Source organism: Pseudomonas sp. V88_4, assembly GCF_029967985.1.
Lineage (GTDB): Bacteria > Pseudomonadota > Gammaproteobacteria > Pseudomonadales > Pseudomonadaceae > Aquipseudomonas > Aquipseudomonas glycinae.
Genome location: NZ_JASCAF010000002.1, coordinates 582,298 through 604,579, shown reverse-complemented (window position 1 = coordinate 604,579; position 22,282 = coordinate 582,298). Strand labels below are relative to the sequence as shown.

Sequence of the window (22,282 nt, the reverse complement as noted above, 5' to 3'; positions counted from 1 at the left end):
TTGCACAGCAGGTCGGGCTGACTATCAGTCCTGACGGCTGGTGACTTCCAGCAAGTGGTAGCCAAACTGGGTCTTCACCGGGCCTTGCACGACGTTGATCGGCGCGCTGAATACCACGGTATCGAATTCCTTGACCATCTGGCCTGGACCGAACGAACCCAAGTCGCCGCCCTGACGGCTGGACGGGCAGGTGGAGTTGGCCTTGGCCACTTCGGCGAAATCAGCGCCACCTTCGATCTGGGCCTTGAGTTCGTTGCACTTGGCTTCGCTGGAAACCAGGATGTGGCGGGCAGTGGCTTTAGCCATGGGGAAACTCTCCAATCAAATCAGTAAAGGGGGGAGCCTACCGGAATCAGTGGCCGATTTCTCGGCAAAGTTCCGTTCGCTTGTCTGATACCGCTAGAGATCAGCTGCTTGCAAACGCAAGGCGTGCTCCAGGTAGAGCCCGATCGAATCGTGTGCCATGGCATATTGCCCGGTGGTTCGTCGCAGAGTGCCCAAGTGGTCGAGTGGGTAGTCGGAACGGATCACGGTCCCCAGGTGAGAGCTGAAACGACCGACAAAGCCGTCGTTCTGCGCGGGTTCTGTAATGAAGTATTCGGACAGGGTGCTGCAGATACTCCGGACCGGGTCGAGTGTCGGCCCGTCAAGCTCCGCTACGACACCACTCCATGAATAATAACGAACGCCATTTACCCACTCGGGACCTTGGCCGCCCCAGGTTTTGGGCAGGCCCTGGGGGTATTTGTCATTAAAGTTGCACACCCCTTCCGTAGTCAGCGCACCCAGCGCGGCCAGTGCACTGCGTGGCAATGTCGTATGCCCGCTGAGCAGGGACAGAAAGTCTGCAAACCTTGTCGCCACATTCTGGGCCACGAGCTCCGGCAGTCTTCCCGGTATCAGCGCCTTGCGCAGGAAGTCGGCCAGTTCCGAGCCATGATTGGGCCCGCTGACCGACGTCACAGAAGCGACGCAGTGTGGGGCAAGCGCTGCAGCGTAGCGTGCTGTGAGTGCGCCCTGACTATGACCGATCAGGTTGACTTTGGTCGCGCCTGTGCCTCTTAACACGGAGTCGATTTGCGAGAGCAGCTGCTCCCCGCGAACTTCATTGTCATGGACCGCCGACAGATGAGGCACGAACACCTGCACGCCGGCCGCTTTAAGCGCCTGTTTAACGTCATGAAACAGTTCGAAAGGTCCAATACGCTCGAATCCGAACAGGCCATGCACCAGCAGAATGGGATGATTGGTTGTCGCATTTAGTAGCATTTTTCGTCCTTGATCGCAGAAGATCGTCGATGTTTTCTGCGTGCCACTCTAAAACAGTCGTGCGGCTTGGGATGCCTGAAGATTCGCCGTCACGCGTTGGAAACTGGAGCAATGTGTGTGTGAATTTTCACTTCTGCACGAAATCCACTTCGGAACATTTAGACAGCTCTCGCCTCGTTGGAAGTCGTTTTCCCATATTTGCCTACTTCCTCCAGTGCATTTGACTCAGGCTTGAAACGTGATGAGCTGACATCGGGTCGATGATGAAAGGCTTTAAATAGGAGTCCTTCGACGCGGCGTTCAGGCGACGTGTCATTTCCAGGGAGTGGAGAGATGACTGATGAATGATGCACAAGCTACGGTTTTGCAGGAAAAGGCCACAGGGATGGCAGGTGAGAGCGTTCGGTCGTTCGGGCAGTGTCGGGAGGTTGAACGGGATTTGCCGTTGCCGGCACCTGCACTGGATTCAGTAAAGGGTGCGGTCGTTGATCCGTCATTGAGCAGGGTTGTCATCAGGATTGCGCCCTGGCCTGGAATGGTCTGCGGGGATAGGGTGGTCTTGAGCTGGCATGGCCTTGACATGGAAGGTTTGCCGTATCGCCACGACATTTCGCGATCCGTCAGTGAAGGGCAGCTGGGCAAAGATATGGTGCTGGTCGTACGGGACGTTCATATCGCGGCGCTGGACGGTGGCTCTCTGGAAGTGTTCTGGACGTTGACCAGTGTCACGAGGTCGGAGCCTGTCGCTTCATTGCGTCTACAGCTGGATGTCGGGGACGTCCGCTACAGTCTGTTGCCAGCCCTCATCGAGGATGCCGTCGGAGGCAGTCTCGATCCGGCTCGCGTACCTGACGGAACGACGGCCATCCTTCAACCCTATGCCGGCATGAGTGCGGGCGACCGGGTGCAGCTGATCTGGGAAGGGCCTTCACCGGAGGCATCGTTTCGAGACATTTTCATCGTTGAGTTCTTTAGCGTGGGTCAGCCCCTGGTGTTCGGCATCGCTCCAGAATTCATCGGCCCGCATCTGGGTGGCGAGGTGATGGTTCGTTACTGTATTGAGCAGAACACCGGAGCAGTACGCGAGTCAGGTGTTACGCGAATCAGCATTGCGCCATTGGTACGAGGTGAGCTGCCGGCTCCTCAGGTGCTTGAAGCGGATGACGGCGTGCTCGATTTGGAGGATGCCATCGATGGTGTCAGCGTGTTGATCAGTGATGCGCGAGTGGAGGAAGGCGAGCTGGTTTATCTCAAGTGCGACGGCGAGTCTTTTTTTCACCGTGACGACCGGGAAATCCTGAGGGGGATGGCCATGCAGCCTCTGGTGTTCATTGTGCCCTATCGGTTCTGGCGCGAGCACGTGGGTACCGTCGTGCGGCTATCGTACTCGGTCGAGCGGCTGGACGACGTCAGTCAGCAGTCCGGGGTGATGTTGCTGCAAGTGAAGGCGTGACATCTATTGTGAACCTTGTACCGCCCTCCGGTAGAAAACGCATCGGAGGGCGGTGCTCACCATCAGGCCGAGGCCTGTTTTCGCAGGCGATGCGCTGCTTCGAGCAGCAACTGCCCGGTGGCTTCGAACCCAAGGCAGGCATCGGTAACCGAAACACCGTATCGAAGCGACTCGCTCAACGGTTGGCATCCTTCAAACAGGTGTGACTCAAGCATCATGCCGATCAGCGAACGATCGCCCTGCAAGCGCTGCTCCAGCACATCGTTGAACACGGCCGGCTGGCGGAGCGGGTCCTTGCCACTGTTGGCATGGCTGCAATCAACCATGATCCGGCTCGGGATTTTCAGGCGGTTCAGTTCGGTGTTGATTCGGGAAACGCTTTCACGGCCGTAGTTCGGCCCTTGGTGACCGCCACGCAACACCAGATGGGTGTCCGGATTGCCCGGGGTCTGGATGATTGCCGGGTGACCCTGGCTGTCGACGCCGAAGTGGCGATGGGGATGAGCTGCCGAGCGCATTGCATCGACGGCAATGGCGACGCCCCCATCGGTTCCATTCTTGAAGCCGACCGGCATGCCAAGTCCGCTGGCCATTTCACGATGGATTTGTGATTCGGTGGTACGGGCGCCAATGGCGACCCAGCTCAGCAAGTCGTCGAAGTATCCGGCAGCCATGGGTTGTAGCAGTTCTGTGGCAATCGGGAGCCCGAGGCGGATCATTTCCAGCATCAGTTCGCGCGATAGCGTGAGGCCGGCCGCCATGTCGTCGCTGCCATTCAGATGAGGATCGTAGGCAAGTCCTTTCCAGCCGACGGTGGTGCGAGGTTTTTCGACGTAGGCACGCATCACCAGCAGCATGTCATCACGGACTTCGCTGGACAGCTGCGCCAGCTTCGCTGCGTATTCGAGCGCTGATTTTGGGTCGTGAATCGAGCAGGGGCCGACAATCACCAGCAAACGCGGGTCATGGCCATCAAGAATCGCACGGACCGCCTGGCGGTGGGCGATGACTTGCTGGTTCAGCGCATTGCTCAGCGGCAATTGCTGTTTGAGTTGCAGCGCACTCGGCAGACGCAGGGTCAATGCTTCGTTGGCAGGGTTCAGGGTGGACAGTGGCAGGGCAGAAACGGACGAGTTCATATTCGGTTTTCCTGGGCGGAGGGCGGGGGCTTCCCGCTCACTCGGCCCTACTGGAGTGTTCGACAATTGGCCGGATTGGCTACGTGTGTTGGCTTGCCACCTATGGGTGACCGATCGGAGGCGGCAGGCTGTCCCGAGCGGAGGCTGGTAAATCGCCAAGCGGTAAAACTGTCGTAACGGTAATAAGTGGCGTAGTTCATTGGCTGAATCCTCAAAGTGTCTGGTGTATTGCTGAAAAAAGTTCGGGCCTGAAAAAACAAAACCCCCGGTCGGGAGGCCGACCGGGGGTTGAGAAATCTCTGGTAGGCGACCCGTTGAAGTGGGCGCCGTGTTGGGTATCAGGCGCGCCAGTGGCTAAACCAATACCCAAAATAAAAGCTTGCTGGAGCAGCACAGGCGCCATTCACCCGGGCAGCCGCAACCGAGCGCAAGGCGCTGGCGGTACGAAGCTGTGAAAGGGTGTCGAGCATGAGCTGTCTCCAATGAATGCGCCGAGCTTACTAGAGGCTACTGCGCGTCAGCAATCAGAAAATGCTATCGAATGTACAAGAGGGCCTCTATGGGTTGAGCGCTTGCCAAGGTGTGACACACTCTGCTTTCTGAGCTCGCGCTCAAGGAAGGGGCATGAACTTGAATAAGATCGAGGCAGAAATGAGTTTTCAGTTGCGCCAGGCAACGTCCGCCGACCTGTCGTTTGTACGAGAGCTGACTTGCCGAAACATGCTTGGGTACTACATTCACTATGACTTGCTGTGGCAGGACGAGGCGTTCGATGTCGCCTGGGCAGGGCGCGAAAACTGGTTGATCCTTCGCGAAGGCGAATTGATGGGGTATTTCAGTCTCAGTCGTGATGCTCGGGCCGTGTATATCCGCGAATTGCAGATCGTCGAAAGCGCTCAAGGCCAGGGCGCGGGATCCTGGGCGATCGATCAGGTTAGTGCGATGGCCCGGCTGGAGCGTCGGCCGGCGCTGCGCCTGACGGTGTTCAAAAACAATCCGGCGCAAAACCTTTATCGAAGAAAAGGAATGTTGGTGCAGGGCGAGGACGAGTGTTTCCTGCGAATGCAGCTCGATTTGAGTACACCTGTGCTCTGAAACCCACGGCCGGCAAGCCCCCGATGAAGAATTGAAACTTTTTATATGTCGCTTGCCGCTAGGTCTGCCCGGCACTTTTTGCTAAGGTGTCCGGCATCCCAATAAGACCATATCGCGAGGTGTCTGCTTGATTAGGGTGCTAGTGGTCGACGACCATGATCTCGTTCGTACAGGCATTACACGTATGCTGGCCGACATCGATGGCCTGCAGGTAGTGGGCCAGGCCGAGTCCGGGGAAGAATCCCTCATCAAGGCTCGTGAGTTGAAGCCCGACGTGGTGCTGATGGACGTCAAGATGCCGGGCATCGGCGGCCTGGAAGCCACGCGCAAACTGTTGCGCAGCCATCCCGACATCAAAGTGGTCGCGGTCACCGTGTGTGAGGAAGACCCGTTTCCTACACGGTTGCTGCAGGCCGGTGCGGCGGGCTATCTGACCAAGGGCGCCGGACTGCCGGAAATGGTTCAGGCCATACGCCTGGTGTTTGCCGGCCAGCGCTATATCAGTCCGCAAATTGCCCAGCAACTCGCCATAAAATCCTTTCAGCCGACCAACGATTCACCATTCGATGCGTTGTCCGAGCGGGAAATCCAGATTGCGCTGATGATTGTCGGCTGTCAGAAGGTTCAGATCATTTCCGACAAGTTGTGCCTGTCGCCGAAAACCGTGAATACCTACCGTTACCGCATTTTCGAGAAGCTCTCGATCAGCAGCGATGTCGAGCTGACGCTTCTGGCAGTTCGTCACGGCATGGTTGATGCCAGCCTCTGATCATGACTGAAACCTTCGATTCAGGCGCCTTTCTGTCAACCGTCAGCGGGCGTCCCGGCGTGTATCGCATGTTCGACAGCGATGCGCGTCTGCTGTACGTCGGCAAGGCGAAGAACCTCAAAAAACGTCTGGCCAGCTACTTCCGCAAGACCGGCCTTGCGCCGAAAACCGCAGCACTGGTCGGGCGCATCGCTCAAGTCGAAACCACCATCACGTCCAATGAAACAGAGGCGTTGCTGCTCGAGCAAACCCTGATCAAGGAGTGGCGGCCGCCGTACAACATCCTGCTGCGCGACGACAAATCCTATCCCTATGTCTTTTTGTCTGACGGGCAATTTCCGCGCCTGAGCATTCATCGCGGGGCCAAGAAGGCCAAGGGTAAGTATTTCGGTCCCTATCCGAGTGCCGGGGCAATTCGCGAAAGCCTAAGCCTTTTGCAGAAGACTTTTTTCGTGCGTCAGTGCGAGGACAGCTACTACAAGAACAGGACCCGTCCGTGCCTGCAATATCAGATCAAGCGTTGCAAGGCGCCTTGTGTCGGACTCGTCGAGCCTGAGGTTTACGCCGAGGACGTGCGTCACTCTGTAATGTTCCTCGAAGGGCGCAGCCACGCATTGACCAATGAGTTGTCGACGGCGATGGAGGAGGCTGCGATCAATCTCGAGTTCGAGCGTGCCGCCGAACTGCGCGACCAGATTGCGCTACTACGCCGGGTGCAGGATCAACAAAGCATGGAAGGCGGAACGGGCGACATTGATGTGATCGCCGCGTTCGTCAATCCTGGCGGTGCCTGTGTTCATCTGATCAGCGTGCGGGGAGGGCGGGTGCTTGGCAGCAAGAATTTCTTCCCACAGGTCGGGATCGAAGAGGACGTTGCCGAAGTCATGGCGGCGTTTCTGGGGCAATACTTCATCAGCAGCCCGGAACGCGACTTGCCGAGCGAGCTGATCGTCAACGTCGTGCATGACGACTTTCCTGCACTGATCGAGGCCATTCAGGCGCTGCGCGGACGTGAGTTGAGCATCAGTCATCGGGTGCGTGGCACCCGGGCGCGCTGGCAGCAACTGGCCGTGACCAATGCCGAACAGGCACTGGGTGCGCGGCTGGCCAATCGTCAGCACGTTGCCGCACGTTTCGAAGCGTTGGCAGAAGTGTTGAACCTCGACGAGCCGCCGCAACGGCTGGAATGCTATGACATCAGCCACTCCAGCGGTGAGGCCACAGTTGCGTCCTGCGTGGTATTCGGCCCTGAAGGGGCGATCAAGTCGGATTATCGCCGCTACAACATCGAAGGCGTGACGGCCGGCGACGATTACGCCGCCATGCATCAGGCCCTGACCCGACGTTTCAGCAAGCTGAAGGAAGGTGAGGGCAAGTTGCCGGATATTCTGTTGGTGGACGGCGGCAAGGGGCAGTTGTCGATGGCGCGTGATGTGCTCAACGAACTGGCTGTTCCGGATCTGATCCTGCTGGGGGTCGCCAAGGGCGCTACCCGCAAGGCGGGATTCGAGACTTTGTATCTGAATGATGCAGCAAACGAGTTCACCTTGCGGGGTGATTCGCCGGCGCTGCATCTGATTCAGCAGATTCGCGACGAGGCCCACCGCTTTGCAATCACCGGCCACCGTGCACGGCGCGGCAAGACCCGCCGTACGTCAACGCTGGAGGGTGTAGCGGGCGTCGGGCCAACCCGGCGTCGGGACTTGTTGAAACATTTTGGTGGATTGCAGGAGCTGTCTCGTGCAAGCATCGAAGAGATCGCCAAAGCACCGGGGATCAGCAAAAAGCTAGCAGAGTCGATTTATGCAAACCTGCATAGTGAGTAGAATGCCCATTCACCTCGTAGCCAGTTGTGCCGATGAATATCCCTAATCTGATTACCGTTCTCCGCGTCCTGCTTATCCCGATCTTCATTCTGCTGTTCTACCTGCCTTACCAATGGAGCTATATGGCCTCAAGTTCGGTATTCGCCTTTGCGGCGGCAACGGACTGGCTGGATGGCTATCTGGCGCGACGTCTGGAGCAAAGCACGCCGTTTGGTGCGTTTCTCGATCCTGTTGCTGACAAACTGATGGTGGCTGTTGCCCTGGTCTTGCTGGTGCAAGAACATGGCAACCTTTGGCTCACTCTGCCGGCCGCTGTCATCATCGGTCGCGAGATCGTTGTCTCGGCGCTGCGTGAGTGGATGGCCGAACTGGGTGCCCGGGCTCATGTAGCCGTGTCGAATCTGGGCAAGTGGAAAACCGCTGCGCAAATGCTCGCACTGGTTATCCTGCTGGCCAACCCCAAGGTTTTCAGTTTCTGGGTTTTCATTGGTTATGCATTGTTGATGGTGTCGGCAGGGCTGACCCTCTGGTCGATGGTTCAATACCTTCGTGCTGCCTGGCCACATCTGAAGACCGATGTTGAAAAGAAATAAAACTTTTTTGAATCAAAGGGTTGACGGGGCATCTGGAATCTATAGAATGCGCCACACCAAGCGGGAATAGCTCAGTTGGTAGAGCACGACCTTGCCAAGGTCGGGGTCGCGAGTTCGAGTCTCGTTTCCCGCTCCAATTTGTACAGCGTTTGTTGTTGCGCTACTGACAGCAAATGTTTTGAGGCCGAGTAGCAAAATGGTTATGCAGCGGATTGCAAATCCGCCTACGCCGGTTCGATTCCGACCTCGGCCTCCACTATAAACAAGCTCCGTAGATCCATGATTTACGGAGCTTTTTTATTTGCATTGCCCTGAAAGATTTAGTCTTTGAAACGGCAACTGCAAACTTGCTTCACCGTGAAGTGATGTATATATTTCCCCCTCTGCCGCCGACGTGCAGTTCCTGTCAGGACTGTGAATCGTCGTCAGAGTAAAGCAACACCGCGCTACCGCCCGAATGGCGAAACTGGTAGACGCATGGGACTTAAAATCCCCCGCTCGTAAGGGCGTGCCGGTTCGATTCCGGCTTCGGGCACCATGAATATCAAGGGCTTGCATGACATTTCTCATGCAAGCCCTTTTTTGTGCTCAGACAAACGCTTGCCCGCTAAACCCTCTAGGTAAACGCTGAAGTCCAGCCATTGCAGTCAACCGCTCGATCCACTCCGAGCGCCAGTCAGACGCCGTGTGGGCAACCCTGGAATGGCGCGCCGCGCGCCGCGCCGCGTTGCGCTGGTTTTTCCGCGCATCCTTATAGGCATCGGTATTGCGGCAACTACGGCATTTCACTCGATTGAGTTCGCTGCTGGAGGAGAGGTTGTTGCCCTTGTGCCCACAAGCCAGATGCCCGTCGACTTTGAAATGAATGACCATGAGACGTCTCCTTGGTGACGTGTAAAGGTTTTGACCTTTCACGACCAGGGGCGTTCTTTCATGCGCCAGCCGAATCGACCAACTATCTGAAGCGTGGCAGCGGCCGGTCGATCGGTTTGAGCGATGACAGGGTGCTTCGAATCAGCGGAGTGTCCTTGTCGATATCGTTCAGCCGGTCGCGGATGCGCAGAGCGGTCGGGTGTCCGCCTTGATGATCGACCCAGTCGGCGATCTCTTTGCAGGCTGCCGCGAGACGCGCCTCCCGAGCCTCGAGCAAGGTCAGGAGAGTGGTGATGGACTCTTTTTCGGACATGGAACACCTCCGTTCATTAAATCCGCTCGGTGCCAGCAAAAAGCCCGCCAAGCGCGAGCCTTCTGCCGTTGGGGCGCTGCTCCTTCAGCTGGTTTGAGTATAGACCCGTAAATGACAGCTATCAGCCCGACGACTCGGGGGCGGTCGCTCGCGAACTCGCTGCGTTGAGCCGATGGCATTCCTTGCGGGCGTCTTCTTCCCGATCGTAGCCATCGCCGATGAAACCGCCGGTTCGCGTGTCGCAGATGCGATACCAGCCCAAGGCTTCGGCGGGTTCATGGAGGCTTTCTCCGGCGCGTCGGCCGTGGATGACAATCTTGTTGCAGCGCTTCACGACGAATATGTCTTCCATGGCTTCACCGCGGCTGATTCGTATCAGATCAACTATAGAAGCCCTGACCAATCGTGCAAAAAATAGGCAAGTCAGTTCGTCGGGTACAGTTGCCAGGCTGATCGGTGCCAGCGCAAGTGATGAGTTGGATTCAACGCCTCGAGGAAATCCTGATCATGGGAAACGGCGACAATGGTGCCCGGAAAAGTCTGCAACGCTCGTTCGAATGCTTCCACCGAAGGAAGATCCAGATGATTGGTCGGCTCATCCAGCAACAATAACTGCGCAGGATCCGTTCGCCACAAGGCCAGCGCCAATGCGGCCTTCAAGCGTTCTCCACCGCTCAATGAGGCGCAGGGCCCAGTGGCGCGGTTCGCATCCAGTTGCAAGTGGGCGAGATAGCTGCGCAGGGTGCCCTCGCTCAGCGCAGCTCCCTGCGTCATCAGCTGTTCGGTGATGGAACGCTGATCGTCCAGTTGCGCCAATTGCTGATCCAGGAATGCGAAGGGCACATGTGTTGTGGCGATTCCCTCCAAGGGTGCCAGTTCCCCGGCAAGCACCTTCAGCAAGGTTGATTTGCCGCAGCCGTTTGGGCCGCTGACAGCGATCCGCATCGGGCCGTGGATTGCAAGATTCAGTGCATCGCCCGGCAGCCACGGCAATCGGGCCTCAATCAGCGTGCAGATCTGACGGTTGTTGGGCACGGCGCTCCCGGGCAAGTTAATCAGCACGCTGTCCTCGGGTTGCACCTTGGCGTAAGCGTCGCGCACTTGGGCATCCAGCTCGGACTTGCGGTCCTGATGTCCCTGACGGACACGTCCCATGATTTCCCGGGCGGCGCCCTTGATCGCGACGTATTCGAAACTGGCAATGTTGGCGGTCTCGGCGTGGCGGCGCGAGTTGGCGGCGTGACGCTGTATCGTGTCGTGCTCGCGGCGAAGTCGAATCCACTCGCGCTGGCGTTCGCTTCTGGCCTGTTCAAGACGTGCTTGCGCTGCGGCTTGATGGATCCGTTGATGCTCGCGGAATGCCGTGTAATTGCCGCCGAATTCGACAGCCCCCGATGCGTTCAACTCGACGATTCGCGACATCCGGTCGAGCAGTTGCCGATCATGGCTGACGACGATCAAACCTGTTTGCCAGCGCTCGAGTTCACTCATCAGCCATTGCCGTCCCGATGCATCCAGATGGTTGGTCGGCTCATCGAGAATCAGCAGCGGAGCCCGGCTCAAAAACGCGCCAATCAGGGCAATGCGCGCTTGCTGGCCGCCACTCAGGTGCTCGGTCAAATCAGTAAAGGCGACGTTGCTCAGTCCGGCGTCATCGAGCAGGCGGCGCAAGCGGTCTGCCAGATCCCATTGTTCGCCAATGAGGTCGAAATCCTCGACTGATCCGCAGCCCCGGTTCATTCGCCCCAGCGCCTGAAAAATCGCGGCGCAGCCAGTGGTATCGGCGACCGTTTCGCCGGGTAGCGTGACTAAGGTTTGCGCCACGTAGGTCGCCGCCACGGCGCGCGTTACGCTGCCGCTGGTGGGGCGCCAATGTCCGGCAATCAGGCGCGCCAGTGCGCTTTTGCCCACGCCGTTGCGCCCGACGATAGCAGTCGGGGTGTGATCGAATTTCAGATTGAGTGCAGTGAAAATCGTCTCGCCATTGGCGAACTGAAAACCCAGCTGGTTCAGGGAGACGAGTGCAGGCGTACGCGAGACGTGAGTCATCGGCACCTCCAAAAAATGTTGTGAACACTGACAAGCGCCATGAACGGCGTGTCGCGATTACATTTTTGAAGGCTTAGTTGTTCACTTCTGCGGTCGTCCTGGAAAGGTAGGCGTGCGTAGCCTAGTCGAGACGGCCGAAGGCTTCAAGTCGCGTCAGCCTGTTCGACCATCCGTTCAAGGAACACCGCCAGCGCGACTTCTTCCTTGCGCAGGCCTTTGCGGATGCGTGGTTTAGGCAGTTCTGCCAGCGCTCCGAGCATGAAATGTTCGACCACCGCCGGGTGGATGTAGCATTTGCGACAGACCGCCGGCGTGTTGCCCAGCTGCCGCGCAACTCCCTTTACCATCTCGACTACATGCCGCTTGGCTTCGGCTTCGGATTCCCATTGCAGCTCCCGCAGAACCGCCAACGCCAGAGCGCTGCCGGCCCAGGTCCGGTAATCCTTGGCGGTGAAGTCCGCCCCGGTCAGGTTTTGCAGGTAGGCGTTGACGTCGGAAGAGCTGACGGTGTGTCGCTCGCCGTTTTCATCCAGATACTGAAACAGGTTCTGCCCCGGTAGCTCAAGGCAGCGCTTGATGATTCGCGCCAGGCGCCGATCCTTCACCGTGATCTGATGCTCGATGCCGCTCTTGCCGCGAAACTGGAACAGGATCGCGCTGCCGTTGATCTCGACATGCCGGCTGCGCAGGGTCGTCAGGCCGTAAGAGCGATTGTCCCGCGCGTATTGCGTGTTGCCGACGCGGATCAGCGTGGCGTCGAGCAGCGTGATGACCGTTGCCATGACTTTATCCCGGCTGAAACCGGGCGAGGCCAGCAATGCCTCCAGCTGTTTGCGCAATTTGGGGAGCGCAAGACCGAATTCGCGCAGGCGCGAATATTTGTCCGCATCACGCACTTCGCGCCAGCGCGGGTGATAGCGATATTGCTTGCGTCCGCGAGCGTCGCGACCGGTGGCTTGCAGATGGCCGCGCGGGTCGGCGCAGATCCATACGTCGGTGTAGGCGGGCGGAACGGCCAGCGAGTTGATGCGCTTGATCTCGTCAGGATCGGTGATGCGCTGGCCTGCGGGGTCGAAATAGGCGAATTTTCCTCGCAGTTTTTTGCGGGTGATACCGGGCTGTGTGTCATCGACGTAATGCAGATCCGAAGGCAATACCTCGGTGAGCGCAGTATCGGGCATGGCGGATTTCCTTCGCGGCAGATCAGGCTGTTAAAGCCATTGACCGCACGCCATGACGGTCGTGCCCGCGGATTTACGCCAGCACCGCGACGGCCTTGATCTGGGCCCACAACGACTGGCCCGGATGCACGCCAAGCTGATCCCGCGAATAACGAGTGATGCGCGCCAGCAGCGGTGTGCCCCCGGCATCGAGGCGAATGAGTACGTGCGCGGCATTATCGGCAGGCTGTTCGCTGACGACCGTGACCGGCAGGCGATTGAGGATGCTGCTGAATTCGCTGTTTTGCAGGGTCAGGCTGATGTCGCGCGCATGTACCTTGCAACGCAGTCTCTGGCCGGTCTTCATCGGCGCGTGGGTCACGCGAATGTTCAGTGACGAGTCCGGCAGTTGCAGGGTGAGCAATTGATAGTCGGCATCGTAGCCACTGACCTGGCCTTCGATGATCACGCCGGCGTTATTGTCCATGGCCAGGGGGAGGTCGAGTCGCGCCAGGGTTTCGCCAATCGGGCCGCTGGCCAGCGCTTTGCCGTCGCTGAGCAGCACCAGATGGTCGGCGAGCCTGGCCACTTCGTCCTGCGCATGGCTGACATACAGGACGGGGATTTCCAGTTCGTCGTGCAGGCGTTGCAGGTAGGGCAGGATTTCGCTTTTGCGCTGACTGTCGAGGGCGGCCATAGGCTCATCCATCAGCAGCAGTCGAGGGCTGGTCAACAGCGCGCGTGCGATGCCGACACGCTGACGCTCACCGCCGGATAAGTTTTGCGGGTGGCGATCCAGCAAGTGGCCGATCCCCAGCAGTTCGGTGGCTTGGTTCATGTCGACCCGGCGCTGCGCCTTGGGAATGCGCTTGAGGCCGAACTGCAGATTGGCCAGCACCGACAGATGCTCAAACAGGCTGGCTTCCTGAAACACATAGCCGAGCGCGCGTTTGTGCGGCGGCACGAAAATGCCTTTCTCGCTGTCCTGCCAGACTTCGCCATTGATGCGGATAAGCGCCTGCGGCGCGCGTTCGAGCCCGGCGATGCAGCGCAGGCACGTGGTCTTGCCCGAGCCGGACTGACCGAACAGCGCCGTCACACCGCGACCGGGCATATGCAGGTCAAGATCGAGGCTGAAGCCCGACCAGGCCAGTTTCAGACGTGCATCAATCATCGATCAGCTCCAGCCCGCGCGGGTCTTGCGGCTGGAATACAGCGCCAGCAACACCAGAAATGAAAACACCAGCATCGCCCCGGCCAGCCAGTGCGCCTGCGCGTACTCCATGGCTTCGACGTGGTCGTAGATTTGTACGGAAACCACCCGGGTCTTGTCAGGAATATTCCCGCCGATCATCAGCACCACGCCGAATTCGCCGACGGTATGGGCGAAGCCGAGGATTGCCGCAGTGATGAAACCGGGGCGGGCGAGGGGAAGAATTACGCTGAAAAAGGTGTCCCAGGGATTGGCGCGCAAGGTTGCGGCCACTTCCAGTGGGCGTGTGCCGATCGCGGAGAAGGCGTTTTGCAATGGCTGCACCACGAACGGCATGGAATAGAGCACCGAACCGATCACAAGGCCGGTGAAGCTGAACGTCAAGGTGCCAAGCCCCAGCCATTGGGTGAAATGACCAATGAAGCCGTTGGGACCGAGCGCCAGCAACAGATAGAAACCGATCACCGTCGGTGGCAGCACCAGCGGCAACGCAACAATCGCGCCGATGGGGCCGCGCAGCCACGAACGACTGCGCGACAGCCACAGGGCAATCGGAGTGCCGATGACCAGCAGGATCGCGGTGGTCAGGGACGCCAGTTTCAGGGTCAGCCAGATCGCCGCGAAATCGGCACTCGTGAGCGACATTTACAGCTGGTAACCGTAAGACTTGATGACCGCAGCGGCTTTCGGGCCTTTGAGGTAATCAACCAGCGCCTTGGCAGCGGCGTTGTCCTTGCCTTTGTTGAGGATCACCGCGTCTTGCTTGATCGGGTCGTGCATGCTCGCCGGAACGATCCACGCCGAGCCGCTGCTGACCTTGCCGTCCTTGTAGATCTGCGACAGGGCGACGAAGCCCAGCTCGGCGTTGCCGGTGGACACGAACTGGTAAGCCTGGGTGATGTTCTGGCCTTCGACGATCTTGGCTTTGGTGGCTTCAGTCAGCTTCAGTTTCTCCAGCACTTGAGTGGCGGCCAGACCATAAGGGGCGGCTTTCGGGTTGGCGATGGACAGGTGTTGGTACTCGTTTTTCTTCAGGACATCACCTTTGGCATCGACGTAACCTTCCTTGGCCGACCACAGTGCCAAGGTGCCGATGGCATAGGTGAAGCGCGAACCCTTGACGGTGTCGCCTTCTTTTTCGAGTTTTTCAGGGGTGGTGTCGTCCGCCGAGAGGAACACTTCGAACGGTGCGCCGTTTTTGATCTGGGTGTAGAACTGGCCGGTGGCGCCATAGGCTGCGACCAGTTTGTGCCCGGTGTCTTTTTCAAAATCGGCGGCAATCGCCTGGATCGGTGCGGTGAAGTTGGCCGCGACAGCGACTTGCACTTCATCGGCCTGTGCCGCGCCGATGGAGAATACCGCGAGCAGGGCAGGGGCAAAACGTGAGGCACGATTGATCATGTAACGGCTCCGTGGGTGGCAAGTGCAGTGGGCAGTTGTTATTGGATGGGGAGACTGCGCCGATGCAAGGGGGTGAAACGCTATATAGCGAAATATATAGCGAAACGCCGCCAAACGGGAAGCACTGCTTTTAAACCGGGTGAGGGTGCCACGCTCCTCACCCGTTCGGGCTCATCAACGGGTCAGTTTTGCCAGTGCGCCTTCCGCCAGTTGCCGGGTCAGTTCGGCGGTGCCGAGGTCTTTGCCGAGCGTGAAAGCCTGGCCGGCCCAGAGGTTGCTGAATTCCGCTTCGCCCTTCGCGCGCAGCGGCATCAAGGCCCCACCCGCCAGCGGGAATGCCGGGGCCTTGTCCGACATCGGGCCCAGTTCGCGCATCACCCGATTGAGAATCCCCCGCGCCGGGCGCCCGGTAAACAGATTGGTTACCGCCGTTTCGCTTTCCTTGGCGGTGCGCAGGGCCTTGTGGTGCGACGCACTGACTTTCGCTTCCGGAGTAAACAGATAAGCCGTGCCGACCTGAACCGCCGAAGCACCGAGCAGGAACGCTGCCGCCACGCCGCGCGCATCGGCAATCGCACCGGCGGCGATCACCGGCACACTCACGGCGTCGACCACTTGCGGCACCAAGGCAAAGGTACCGACCTGGCTGCTCAGGTCGTCGCTGAGAAACATCCCGCGATGGCCGCCGGCCTCGTAACCCATGGCGATGATCGCGTCGCAGCCGTTTTGCTCAAGCCAGATCGCCTCATCAACCGTGGTCGCCGACGAGATGATTTTCGCGCCGGTCGCTTTCACCCGATCCAGCAAGGTTTTTTCCGGCAGGCCGAAGTGAAAGCTCACCACTTCAGGGCGGAATTCTTCCAGCACTTCGCAGGCAGCCGCATCGAACGGCGCGCGGTTGGACACCGGCGTCGGTGCATCGAAGTCGACACCCAGTTCGCGATAGTAGGGTTCCAGCAGGTTTTTCCAGTCACGTGCCTTTTGCTCATCGGCGGCCGGCGGTTGATGGCAGAAGAAGTTGACGTTGAACGGTTTGTTCGTGCCCTGGCGAATGGTCTTCAGTTCTTCGCGCAGTTGCTCGATGGTCAGCATCGCGGCTGGCATTGAACCGAGGCCACCTGCGTTGCACGCCGCGATGACCATGGATGAGTTAGTGGCTCCGGCCATGGGGCCCTGGATGATCGGCAGTTCGATGCCGAACAGGTCAAGAATGTGGGTATCAGGCCATTGGCTCATGGAATAGCTTCTCCGACGACAAAACAGGGCAGGGACGGTAGCTGCCGGTTTTTTTAACGCAAAGCCAACCCCATGACCAGCACAGATTTGTAGCTTGAACAGTCGAAGCTGGCTCGTCGTCGGGGCGCGATTGGCTAAAGGTCGAGTGGGGCAAAATGTTGCAGATGTGTTATTCCAATGCCTCGACATCCTGAATTTCACCGGTAAGAGGCAGTCATGTTCAAAGGCATTCTGATCGATAAAGACAACCGCGGTTATCGCGCCAACCTGCATGAGATCAACGACGAGCAGTTGCCCGAGGGCGATGTGACGGTTCGCGTCGCGTACAGCACGCTGAACTTCAAGGACGGCCTGGCGATCACCGGCAGCAGCCCGGTGGTGCGCAAGTTTCCGATGGTGCCGGGGATCGATCTGGCGGGCACCGTCGAAATCAGCTCACACCCGGACTACAAGGTTGGCGACGCGGTGCTGCTCAATGGCTGGGGCGTCGGTGAAAGCCACTGGGGTGGCCTGGCACAGAAAGCGCGATTGAACGGTGACTGGCTGATTCCGCTGCCCAAGGCATTCACCGCCGCGCAAGCCATGGCCATCGGCACCGCGGGCTATACGGCGATGCTGTGCATCATGGCACTGGAGCGTAATGGCGTGACAGCGCAACAGGGCGAAGTGCTGGTGACCGGTGCCAACGGTGGCGTCGGCAGCTTTGCCATCGCATTGTTGAGCAAGCTGGGCTACCGCGTGGTCGCTTCGACCGGTCGGGTGTCGGAACACGAATACCTGAAACAACTGGGTGCCAGCGAAATCATTGATCGCGCCACACTGTCCGAACCCGGCAAGCCGCTGGCCAAGGAGCGCTGGGCGGGCGTCATCGATTCGGTCGGCAGCCACACGCTCGCCAATGCCTGCGCCAGCACTCGAGCCGAAGGCACCGTGGCTGCGTGCGGTCTGGCTCAGGGCATGGACTTCCCGGCCTCAGTCGCGCCGTTCATTTTGCGTGGCGTGACGTTGGCAGGGATCAACAGCGTGACCCAGCCCAAGGCCCGCCGCATCGAAGCCTGGGATCGTCTGGCGAAGGATCTGGATTTCGCTCTGTTGTCACTGATCAGCCATGAAATCGGCCTCGGCGAAGCTATCGACGCGGCACCGAAGTTGCTGGCGGGGCAGCTCCGGGGGCGGGTCGTGGTGGATGTGAATCGCTGATCACTGTCGGGTTTTGTCTTCGCGCTCGAGCAATTCGCGCTTGCGCTCCACGCCCCAGCGGTAGCCCGACAGATTGCCGTCACTGCGCACAACGCGATGACAGGGGATCGCTACCGCCAGGCTGTTGGCGCCACAAGCCTGGGCCACTGCGCGCACGGCTTTTGGCGAGCCGATACGTAAGGCGATGTCCGCGTAGCTGGCGGTGCTGCCGACCGGTATTTCGCGCAGCGCCTGCCACACCCGTTCCTGAAACGCCGTGCCGCGCACATCCAGCGGCAAATCCAGGCCGATGGCAGGCGCTTCGATGAAGCCGACCACGCGCGCGATCAGTTGTTCGAACTCGGTGTCGGCGCCGATCAGGTTGGCCCGGCGAAACTGGTCCTGCAGGTCGCACACCAATTGGTGCGGATCGTCCCCCAGCAGAATCGCGCAGATCCCGCGCTCGCTCTGCGCCACCAGAATGGCGCCGAGCGAGCACTGGCCGACGGCGAAGCGGATGTCGTTGTTCTGCCCGGCGGATCGGAAGTCGCCGGGTTTCATGCCCAGCACCTGATCGGCCGCCTCGTAGAACCGGCTGTTGGAATTGAAGCCGGCGTCATACAGCGCCTCGGTCACCGATCCGCCGTCCGCCAGACGCTGGCGAACCCGGCGCGAGCGATGCGCGGCGGCGTAGCCTTTGGGCGTAAGCCCCGTTGCGGCTTTGAAGACCCGGTGAAAATGGAAGGCACTCAAGCCGGCTGACGCGGCGAGCTCGTTGAGCGCCGGCAGGCTGTCCGACGCTTCGATCTGGCGACAGGCTGCCGCAACGGTAGCGGCGTGCTGCGCTGCGACTTCGGTCTGATCCTTGCGCACTCGTCTGCTTGGGCGATAGCCCGCGGCTTCGGCTTCTTCGGCGGTGTCGAAGAACTCGACGTTCTGCGGTTTCGGCAAGCGCGCCAGGCTGCTGGGGCGGCAATAGATGCCGGTGGTTTTCACGGCGTAGACAAACTGGCCGTCCGCCCGAGGGTCGCGTGCCACGACAGCGGCCCAGCGTGGATCGTCTTCAGTGTTCAGCGAGGTGGAAAGCGTTTTCATGATGGAGAGTCCGTTGACCTGTGAATGTCAGGTTAACCAGTGCCACCGGCCGGCACACTCCGACCCTTGCGGTCAAACTTTGCAGGATTATCCAGCGGTGCGAAACGTGAGGTTGAAACGCTGTTCGCCAAGGCGCGGGTGCCGGCCAGGCTTGATCGGCAGGATGCCGTGATAGCGCAGCCGGTCGACACCGCCCCAGATCACCATGTCGCCGTGCAGCAGCGAGATTTTCTGGCTCCTGTCACCTCGCGCGAAACCGCCGAACAGGAACGTGGCCGGCAAGCCCAATGACAGCGAAACGATCGGCGCTTCGTAGGCATTTTCGTCTTTGTCCTGATGCAATGACATCTTCGCGCCTGGGACATAACGATTGATCAGGCAGGAATCCGGCATGAAGTCGGCAAATCCGCCGCGTTTCGCTGCTGCCTGGGCCAGTTCGCGAAACACCTCGGGCATCGCTGGCCAGGGTTGATGGCTCACGGGATCTTCGGATGAATAGCGGTAGCCGCTTCGATCGGTGATCCAGCCCAGTGCGCCGCAACTGCTGGTGGCCACCGACATGCTGAAGCCCCCGGGCGTCATCATGTGGCGCAACGGGGCGCAGGCGATGATCGATTCCAGGGCCGGCAATAGCTGCTCGATTTGCGGCAGGGCAAAACCGCGCAGCACCCAGGATTGCTCGCCGATCTGTTCGGCGCGCCGAGGTTGTTCGGATTCTGTGTCGGCGAACAGGTCGAAGGTGGTTTGCATGATCGTCAGGTCGCGTCGTGGAAAATGATGCCCAGAGTATGCCGCGTTCCGCTGTGCAGTCGGCTGACGCCGTGGCGCATGGTCACCCGATAGTCACCGCGCACGCCTTTGACCGGTCGCTGATTGACGGCAAAGATCAGCGCGTCGCCTTTTCTCAGGTCCATCACGAGTGGGCGCGACTGCATTCTCGGACGTTGCTCGGTCATGACGAACTCGCCACCGGTGAAATCAGCCCCGGGTGCTGACAGAAGAATCGCCACTTGCAGCGGAAAGACATGTTCACCGTACAGATCCTGATGCAGACAGTTGTAGTCCTGCGGGCCGTATTGCAGCAAGAGCGAAGTAGGTCGCAGTTGACCGGCGGCGTGGCAGCGCTCGAGAAATTCACGGTGTTGCGCTGGAAAGCGTTCTGGTATTCCCATTCGTTCATGCCAGCGGTTGGCCAGAGGCGCGAGCCGTGGGTAAAGCGCGCTGCGCAGGCGTTCCACCACGGGAGGAAGCGGATAGCGCAGGTATTTGTATTCGCCGCGCCCAAAGCCGTGGCGGGACATGATCACCTGTGACCGAAACGGTTCGCTGTGCGGGTAAAGCGCACTCAACCGATCGCAGGTCTGCGGACGCAGCAGCGTGCGGATGACGGCGCAACCGTCGTGATCCAGTTGCTGCTCCAGGGCAATCCAGTCGAGCGCTTCGAGCGCTTCGAGCGGGGTAGCGGGTGAGGGTGACATGCTGATTCCTTGGCTCACATTCAGGTATCAGTCTGAGCCGTTCACCCAGCTGGAACACTCCGCCGCTTGCGGTCGAATTGTCACCCGGTTCTTACAGGGCCTTGCTGACGCTGATGTCGCTGATCACATCGTTGCTCTGCCCGTGCAGAGCATCCAGTGCTGCCTTGGCTTCTTCCGGCGTGCCGTTTTCCAGTTGCGCGAACTCGAAGCGGCGCTCACCGTTGAGTTTGTACTTGATCACGTATTTGGTCGTTTGGGCCACGTTGATGCTTACCTGTCTGCGTTGGCGGAATCGCTCAGCTGAGTTTGGAGCTCGAGCGGCGAATGATCTTGATCGAGTGTGTCAGCGTCGGCTTGCGGGTCACGCTGATTGCCCGGCGGCTGACGGTGTCGATGGTGATGTTCCAGAAACCGGTGCTTGGGGCCGTGATGCGGGCCGGGAACGTGTCGAAAGCACCGCCGTGATAGGTGTGGCGGCCGCCATTCTTGAAGCTGCGGAAGTTGGCGTCGTTCATTAGACGGATATTGCAGGTTTGCGAGCATTGAATGACGACGATGTCGTCTTCGTTGAGGTGCTCGCGCTGGTGAATGAATTTCATGGGCGCCTCCAGAAGGGCTTTTTCTACAAAATCAAAACGATAGCATTGTCGATTGGCGCAGTTTATCAGCCCGGACGGGTTATTATCCGGCCGTCGGGCGCCGCTTTGACAATTAAAAACAGATATTCACGTTTCATGTGGGTTTAATACAGCAGGCCTCGGAGAAAAACGGCATTCGTGCTGTCGGAAGGTCTTTATTGGAGGTTTTGTATGAAGTGGGGTGTGGTGATTCTGCCATTGGCATTGGCAATGGGTGGTTGCGCAAGCGTTTCGGAAATCAATGAAACCCTGCCGACCATGAACGTCATTTCCGGCAAGAAACCCCATGAATATGCTCAGTGCCTGTCCGAAAAGCTGTCCAGCAGCCGGGGTGCCTTGCAGGTGGAGCGGCACAAGGATGAAGTCAGAGTGATCGTTCCGGGCAAGCTGGGGTCAGGCCCGGCTGCGGTGTTCGACATCGAGGATCGCTCGGGTGGCAGCAGTATCAAGTTGCATGAGCGGATGTCCAATGTACCGCTGCGTCCCTGGGATGTGCGCAAAGCCGCCACGGCCTGCATCTCCGGCTGATAGACTGTCGGCCGTCAGCATTTGATGCCGTCACAGCGTTGCTGAGGCGGCATTCTCATTTCTGGAGAAGTGAATGAAGAGAGAGCAGGTGCGGGAGCGACACAAGGAAGGGCTCATTGCGGCGACCCATGTGATCCAGAACCCGGCGAATCCGGGGGAGTGGATCGTGTTTTTCAAGAAGAGCGCCGGTCGCAGTTATTTCCTGGTCGACGATAACGACGAAGTCGAATCCTTCAACCGGCTCGACGACCTGATCGAGGTCGTGCGCGGGTTGGGGATCAAGTTCGCCGAAATTCACATGTAAGGCTATTTACACACAACCACCACGCTGCGGTTTTTATAGTTGCCGACGTCGACGCCCAGCGTCTTGTCGCTTTCCTTCGGTGCTGGCGTGCCGTCGGTACCGACGATGCGATAGCCGGTTCCGGCACAGGACGCATCAGCCTTTTCATAACAGCTGGCCCAGGAATTGGCTTCACCGGAGCAGTCAATGCTCAAGCCTTGTTCGCCGTTGTTCAGGTAGGTGGTCTGCGAGGTAGCGCAGCCGGCCAGGGCTGCGAGCGCAATCAGGGGCAGGCAGTTGATGAAGTGGCTTTTTTTCATGGCAGTGTCGTCTTCGAGGAGGAGGGGGCTAGACGCTATGACAGCGCAGGCAGGAAAAGGTTATAGCGTTTGGCCACTTCTTTGTGCGCCGCCCAAAAAAAGCCCTGCGCGAAGGCAGGGCCGGGATTTGTCGTCGCCGATCAGTCTTGATCCTTGCCGCGACGTTTCGGTGCTGCAGGCGTGTAATCGAGCACCGCGGCTACTTCAATCGCCATCGCTTCAGTGGGCAACGGCCCGGACACATCTTCGCCGTTAGCGGCAGTGATATGCCACTGGCCATCTTTCGCCTTGGCGACGGTGTATCCGTTGATGATTTTTGCTGCGGACATCTAGCGGCCTCGTTGGCTGGTTCAAAGGCGCCATGATAACGGT

At 59.2% G+C, this 22,282-nt stretch carries 27 protein-coding genes and 3 tRNA genes; 11 read left to right on the top strand and 19 right to left on the bottom strand.

Annotated features, from left to right (window positions below; translation table 11 throughout):
• Positions 1–24: 24 nt before the first annotated feature.
• The gene (locus QLG12_RS05335) at positions 25–306 is read right to left on the bottom strand and encodes a peptidylprolyl isomerase (RefSeq protein ID WP_007952068.1); all 282 of its coding nucleotides are present in this window, start codon (positions 304–306) and stop codon (positions 25–27) included.
• A gap of 93 nt (positions 307–399) precedes the next feature.
• Entirely contained in the window at positions 400–1,269 is an 870-nt protein-coding gene (locus QLG12_RS05330) for a triacylglycerol lipase (protein ID WP_282474069.1), read from the bottom strand.
• A gap of 340 nt (positions 1,270–1,609) precedes the next feature.
• Between QLG12_RS05330 and QLG12_RS05325 the strand changes: the two genes are divergently transcribed.
• On the top strand, positions 1,610–2,722 hold the full coding sequence (locus QLG12_RS05325) for a hypothetical protein (RefSeq protein ID WP_282474068.1): 1,113 nt from the start codon (positions 1,610–1,612) through the stop codon (positions 2,720–2,722).
• 62 nt (positions 2,723–2,784) lie between these two features.
• Here QLG12_RS05325 and QLG12_RS05320 read toward each other — a convergent pair whose 3' ends face one another.
• The gene (locus tag QLG12_RS05320) at positions 2,785–3,861 is read right to left on the bottom strand and encodes a 3-deoxy-7-phosphoheptulonate synthase (protein WP_197867938.1); all 1,077 of its coding nucleotides are present in this window, start codon (positions 3,859–3,861) and stop codon (positions 2,785–2,787) included.
• Positions 3,862–4,512: 651 nt separating this feature from the next.
• Here QLG12_RS05320 and QLG12_RS05315 point away from each other — a divergent pair.
• From QLG12_RS05315 to QLG12_RS05285, 7 genes are all read left to right on the top strand, one after another.
• Entirely contained in the window at positions 4,513–4,956 is a 444-nt protein-coding gene (locus tag QLG12_RS05315) for a GNAT family N-acetyltransferase (protein WP_282474089.1), read from the top strand.
• 127 nt (positions 4,957–5,083) lie between these two features.
• Positions 5,084–5,725: a UvrY/SirA/GacA family response regulator transcription factor gene (uvrY, locus tag QLG12_RS05310; protein WP_032829778.1), complete on the top strand. Its 642-nt coding sequence runs from the start codon at positions 5,084–5,086 to the stop codon at positions 5,723–5,725.
• 2 nt (positions 5,726–5,727) lie between these two features.
• Positions 5,728–7,551, top strand: a complete 1,824-nt coding sequence (gene uvrC / locus QLG12_RS05305) for an excinuclease ABC subunit UvrC (protein ID WP_064381369.1) — start codon at positions 5,728–5,730, stop codon at positions 7,549–7,551.
• A 32-nt stretch (positions 7,552–7,583) separates the two neighbouring features.
• The gene (gene pgsA / locus QLG12_RS05300; protein ID WP_115078090.1) at positions 7,584–8,144 is read left to right on the top strand and encodes a CDP-diacylglycerol--glycerol-3-phosphate 3-phosphatidyltransferase; all 561 of its coding nucleotides are present in this window, start codon (positions 7,584–7,586) and stop codon (positions 8,142–8,144) included.
• Positions 8,145–8,204: 60 nt separating this feature from the next.
• Positions 8,205–8,280 (top strand) — tRNA-Gly (locus QLG12_RS05295).
• A gap of 46 nt (positions 8,281–8,326) precedes the next feature.
• Positions 8,327–8,400: transfer RNA gene (locus QLG12_RS05290), tRNA-Cys, on the top strand.
• Between the two features lie 195 nt (positions 8,401–8,595).
• Positions 8,596–8,682: transfer RNA gene (locus QLG12_RS05285), tRNA-Leu, on the top strand.
• Between the two features lie 50 nt (positions 8,683–8,732).
• Here QLG12_RS05285 and QLG12_RS05280 read toward each other — a convergent pair.
• From QLG12_RS05280 to QLG12_RS05240, 9 genes are all read right to left on the bottom strand, one after another.
• Entirely contained in the window at positions 8,733–9,017 is a 285-nt protein-coding gene (locus QLG12_RS05280) for a hypothetical protein (RefSeq protein ID WP_197867870.1), read from the bottom strand.
• Between the two features lie 82 nt (positions 9,018–9,099).
• The gene (locus QLG12_RS05275) at positions 9,100–9,330 is read right to left on the bottom strand and encodes a hypothetical protein (protein ID WP_039768768.1); all 231 of its coding nucleotides are present in this window, start codon (positions 9,328–9,330) and stop codon (positions 9,100–9,102) included.
• A gap of 121 nt (positions 9,331–9,451) precedes the next feature.
• Entirely contained in the window at positions 9,452–9,682 is a 231-nt protein-coding gene (locus tag QLG12_RS05270) for a hypothetical protein (RefSeq protein WP_197867869.1), read from the bottom strand.
• A 71-nt stretch (positions 9,683–9,753) separates the two neighbouring features.
• A complete protein-coding gene (locus QLG12_RS05265; RefSeq protein WP_282474067.1) occupies positions 9,754–11,379 on the bottom strand; it encodes an ATP-binding cassette domain-containing protein in 1,626 nt (541 codons plus the stop codon).
• A 143-nt stretch (positions 11,380–11,522) separates the two neighbouring features.
• Complete coding sequence (locus tag QLG12_RS05260; protein ID WP_282474066.1) at positions 11,523–12,560, bottom strand: DNA topoisomerase IB; 1,038 nt, start codon at positions 12,558–12,560, stop codon at positions 11,523–11,525.
• Positions 12,561–12,633: 73 nt separating this feature from the next.
• Positions 12,634–13,713, bottom strand: a complete 1,080-nt coding sequence (gene modC, locus QLG12_RS05255) for a molybdenum ABC transporter ATP-binding protein (protein ID WP_282474065.1) — start codon at positions 13,711–13,713, stop codon at positions 12,634–12,636.
• Positions 13,714–13,716: 3 nt separating this feature from the next.
• Positions 13,717–14,397: a molybdate ABC transporter permease subunit gene (modB, locus tag QLG12_RS05250; protein WP_085686959.1), complete on the bottom strand. Its 681-nt coding sequence runs from the start codon at positions 14,395–14,397 to the stop codon at positions 13,717–13,719.
• A complete protein-coding gene (gene modA / locus QLG12_RS05245) occupies positions 14,398–15,153 on the bottom strand; it encodes a molybdate ABC transporter substrate-binding protein (protein WP_282474064.1) in 756 nt (251 codons plus the stop codon).
• A 174-nt stretch (positions 15,154–15,327) separates the two neighbouring features.
• A complete protein-coding gene (locus tag QLG12_RS05240; protein ID WP_282474063.1) occupies positions 15,328–16,389 on the bottom strand; it encodes a nitronate monooxygenase in 1,062 nt (353 codons plus the stop codon).
• Between the two features lie 216 nt (positions 16,390–16,605).
• Here QLG12_RS05240 and QLG12_RS05235 point away from each other — a divergent pair, with 216 nt between their 5' ends.
• The gene (locus QLG12_RS05235; protein ID WP_282474062.1) at positions 16,606–17,589 is read left to right on the top strand and encodes an MDR family oxidoreductase; all 984 of its coding nucleotides are present in this window, start codon (positions 16,606–16,608) and stop codon (positions 17,587–17,589) included.
• Here the strand turns inward: QLG12_RS05235 and ada are convergent, their stop codons facing one another.
• The 5 genes from ada to QLG12_RS05210 form a co-directional block, all read right to left on the bottom strand.
• Positions 17,590–18,663: a bifunctional DNA-binding transcriptional regulator/O6-methylguanine-DNA methyltransferase Ada gene (ada, locus tag QLG12_RS05230; RefSeq protein WP_282474061.1), complete on the bottom strand. Its 1,074-nt coding sequence runs from the start codon at positions 18,661–18,663 to the stop codon at positions 17,590–17,592.
• Between the two features lie 87 nt (positions 18,664–18,750).
• A complete protein-coding gene (gene alkB, locus QLG12_RS05225) occupies positions 18,751–19,416 on the bottom strand; it encodes a DNA oxidative demethylase AlkB (RefSeq protein WP_282474088.1) in 666 nt (221 codons plus the stop codon).
• A 2-nt stretch (positions 19,417–19,418) separates the two neighbouring features.
• Entirely contained in the window at positions 19,419–20,141 is a 723-nt protein-coding gene (locus QLG12_RS05220) for a 2OG-Fe(II) oxygenase (RefSeq protein WP_197867861.1), read from the bottom strand.
• Positions 20,142–20,232: 91 nt separating this feature from the next.
• A complete protein-coding gene (locus tag QLG12_RS05215; protein WP_170928922.1) occupies positions 20,233–20,403 on the bottom strand; it encodes a hypothetical protein in 171 nt (56 codons plus the stop codon).
• Positions 20,404–20,437: 34 nt separating this feature from the next.
• Positions 20,438–20,740, bottom strand: a complete 303-nt coding sequence (locus QLG12_RS05210) for a DUF1883 domain-containing protein (protein ID WP_039768744.1) — start codon at positions 20,738–20,740, stop codon at positions 20,438–20,440.
• 210 nt (positions 20,741–20,950) lie between these two features.
• Here QLG12_RS05210 and QLG12_RS05205 point away from each other — a divergent pair, with 210 nt between their 5' ends.
• Both QLG12_RS05205 and QLG12_RS05200 read left to right on the top strand, forming a co-directional pair.
• A complete protein-coding gene (locus tag QLG12_RS05205; RefSeq protein ID WP_197867860.1) occupies positions 20,951–21,307 on the top strand; it encodes a hypothetical protein in 357 nt (118 codons plus the stop codon).
• 73 nt (positions 21,308–21,380) lie between these two features.
• On the top strand, positions 21,381–21,611 hold the full coding sequence (locus QLG12_RS05200; protein ID WP_011334337.1) for a hypothetical protein: 231 nt from the start codon (positions 21,381–21,383) through the stop codon (positions 21,609–21,611).
• Positions 21,612–21,613: 2 nt separating this feature from the next.
• Here the strand turns inward: QLG12_RS05200 and QLG12_RS05195 are convergent, their stop codons facing one another.
• Positions 21,614–21,910, bottom strand: coding sequence for a hypothetical protein (locus QLG12_RS05195; RefSeq protein WP_064381403.1), 297 nt, complete (start codon positions 21,908–21,910; stop codon positions 21,614–21,616).
• A 140-nt stretch (positions 21,911–22,050) separates the two neighbouring features.
• On the bottom strand, positions 22,051–22,239 hold the full coding sequence (locus tag QLG12_RS05190) for a hypothetical protein (protein WP_041475286.1): 189 nt from the start codon (positions 22,237–22,239) through the stop codon (positions 22,051–22,053).
• Positions 22,240–22,282: the final 43 nt, after the last annotated feature.

Bases quoted from the DNA above. Each gene is read 5' to 3' on its own strand.
- QLG12_RS05335 (WP_007952068.1), bottom strand. From the start codon at position 306: ATGGCTAAAGCCACTGCCCGCCACATCCTGGTTTCCAGCGAAGCCAAG.
- QLG12_RS05330 (WP_282474069.1), bottom strand. From the start codon at position 1,269: ATGCTACTAAATGCGACAACCAATCATCCCATTCTGCTGGTGCATGGC.
- QLG12_RS05325 (WP_282474068.1), top strand. From the start codon at position 1,610: ATGAATGATGCACAAGCTACGGTTTTGCAGGAAAAGGCCACAGGGATG.
- QLG12_RS05320 (WP_197867938.1), bottom strand. From the start codon at position 3,861: ATGAACTCGTCCGTTTCTGCCCTGCCACTGTCCACCCTGAACCCTGCC.
- QLG12_RS05315 (WP_282474089.1), top strand. From the start codon at position 4,513: ATGAGTTTTCAGTTGCGCCAGGCAACGTCCGCCGACCTGTCGTTTGTA.
- uvrC (WP_064381369.1), top strand. From the start codon at position 5,728: ATGACTGAAACCTTCGATTCAGGCGCCTTTCTGTCAACCGTCAGCGGG.
- pgsA (WP_115078090.1), top strand. From the start codon at position 7,584: ATGAATATCCCTAATCTGATTACCGTTCTCCGCGTCCTGCTTATCCCG.
- QLG12_RS05280 (WP_197867870.1), bottom strand. From the start codon at position 9,017: ATGGTCATTCATTTCAAAGTCGACGGGCATCTGGCTTGTGGGCACAAG.
- QLG12_RS05275 (WP_039768768.1), bottom strand. From the start codon at position 9,330: ATGTCCGAAAAAGAGTCCATCACCACTCTCCTGACCTTGCTCGAGGCT.
- QLG12_RS05270 (WP_197867869.1), bottom strand. From the start codon at position 9,682: ATGGAAGACATATTCGTCGTGAAGCGCTGCAACAAGATTGTCATCCAC.
- QLG12_RS05265 (WP_282474067.1), bottom strand. From the start codon at position 11,379: ATGACTCACGTCTCGCGTACGCCTGCACTCGTCTCCCTGAACCAGCTG.
- QLG12_RS05260 (WP_282474066.1), bottom strand. From the start codon at position 12,560: ATGCCCGATACTGCGCTCACCGAGGTATTGCCTTCGGATCTGCATTAC.
- modC (WP_282474065.1), bottom strand. From the start codon at position 13,713: ATGATTGATGCACGTCTGAAACTGGCCTGGTCGGGCTTCAGCCTCGAT.
- modB (WP_085686959.1), bottom strand. From the start codon at position 14,397: ATGTCGCTCACGAGTGCCGATTTCGCGGCGATCTGGCTGACCCTGAAA.
- modA (WP_282474064.1), bottom strand. From the start codon at position 15,153: ATGATCAATCGTGCCTCACGTTTTGCCCCTGCCCTGCTCGCGGTATTC.
- QLG12_RS05240 (WP_282474063.1), bottom strand. From the start codon at position 16,389: ATGAGCCAATGGCCTGATACCCACATTCTTGACCTGTTCGGCATCGAA.
- QLG12_RS05235 (WP_282474062.1), top strand. From the start codon at position 16,606: ATGTTCAAAGGCATTCTGATCGATAAAGACAACCGCGGTTATCGCGCC.
- ada (WP_282474061.1), bottom strand. From the start codon at position 18,663: ATGAAAACGCTTTCCACCTCGCTGAACACTGAAGACGATCCACGCTGG.
- QLG12_RS05220 (WP_197867861.1), bottom strand. From the start codon at position 20,141: ATGTCACCCTCACCCGCTACCCCGCTCGAAGCGCTCGAAGCGCTCGAC.
- QLG12_RS05210 (WP_039768744.1), bottom strand. From the start codon at position 20,740: ATGAAATTCATTCACCAGCGCGAGCACCTCAACGAAGACGACATCGTC.
- QLG12_RS05205 (WP_197867860.1), top strand. From the start codon at position 20,951: ATGAAGTGGGGTGTGGTGATTCTGCCATTGGCATTGGCAATGGGTGGT.
- QLG12_RS05200 (WP_011334337.1), top strand. From the start codon at position 21,381: ATGAAGAGAGAGCAGGTGCGGGAGCGACACAAGGAAGGGCTCATTGCG.
- QLG12_RS05195 (WP_064381403.1), bottom strand. From the start codon at position 21,910: ATGAAAAAAAGCCACTTCATCAACTGCCTGCCCCTGATTGCGCTCGCA.
- QLG12_RS05190 (WP_041475286.1), bottom strand. From the start codon at position 22,239: ATGTCCGCAGCAAAAATCATCAACGGATACACCGTCGCCAAGGCGAAA.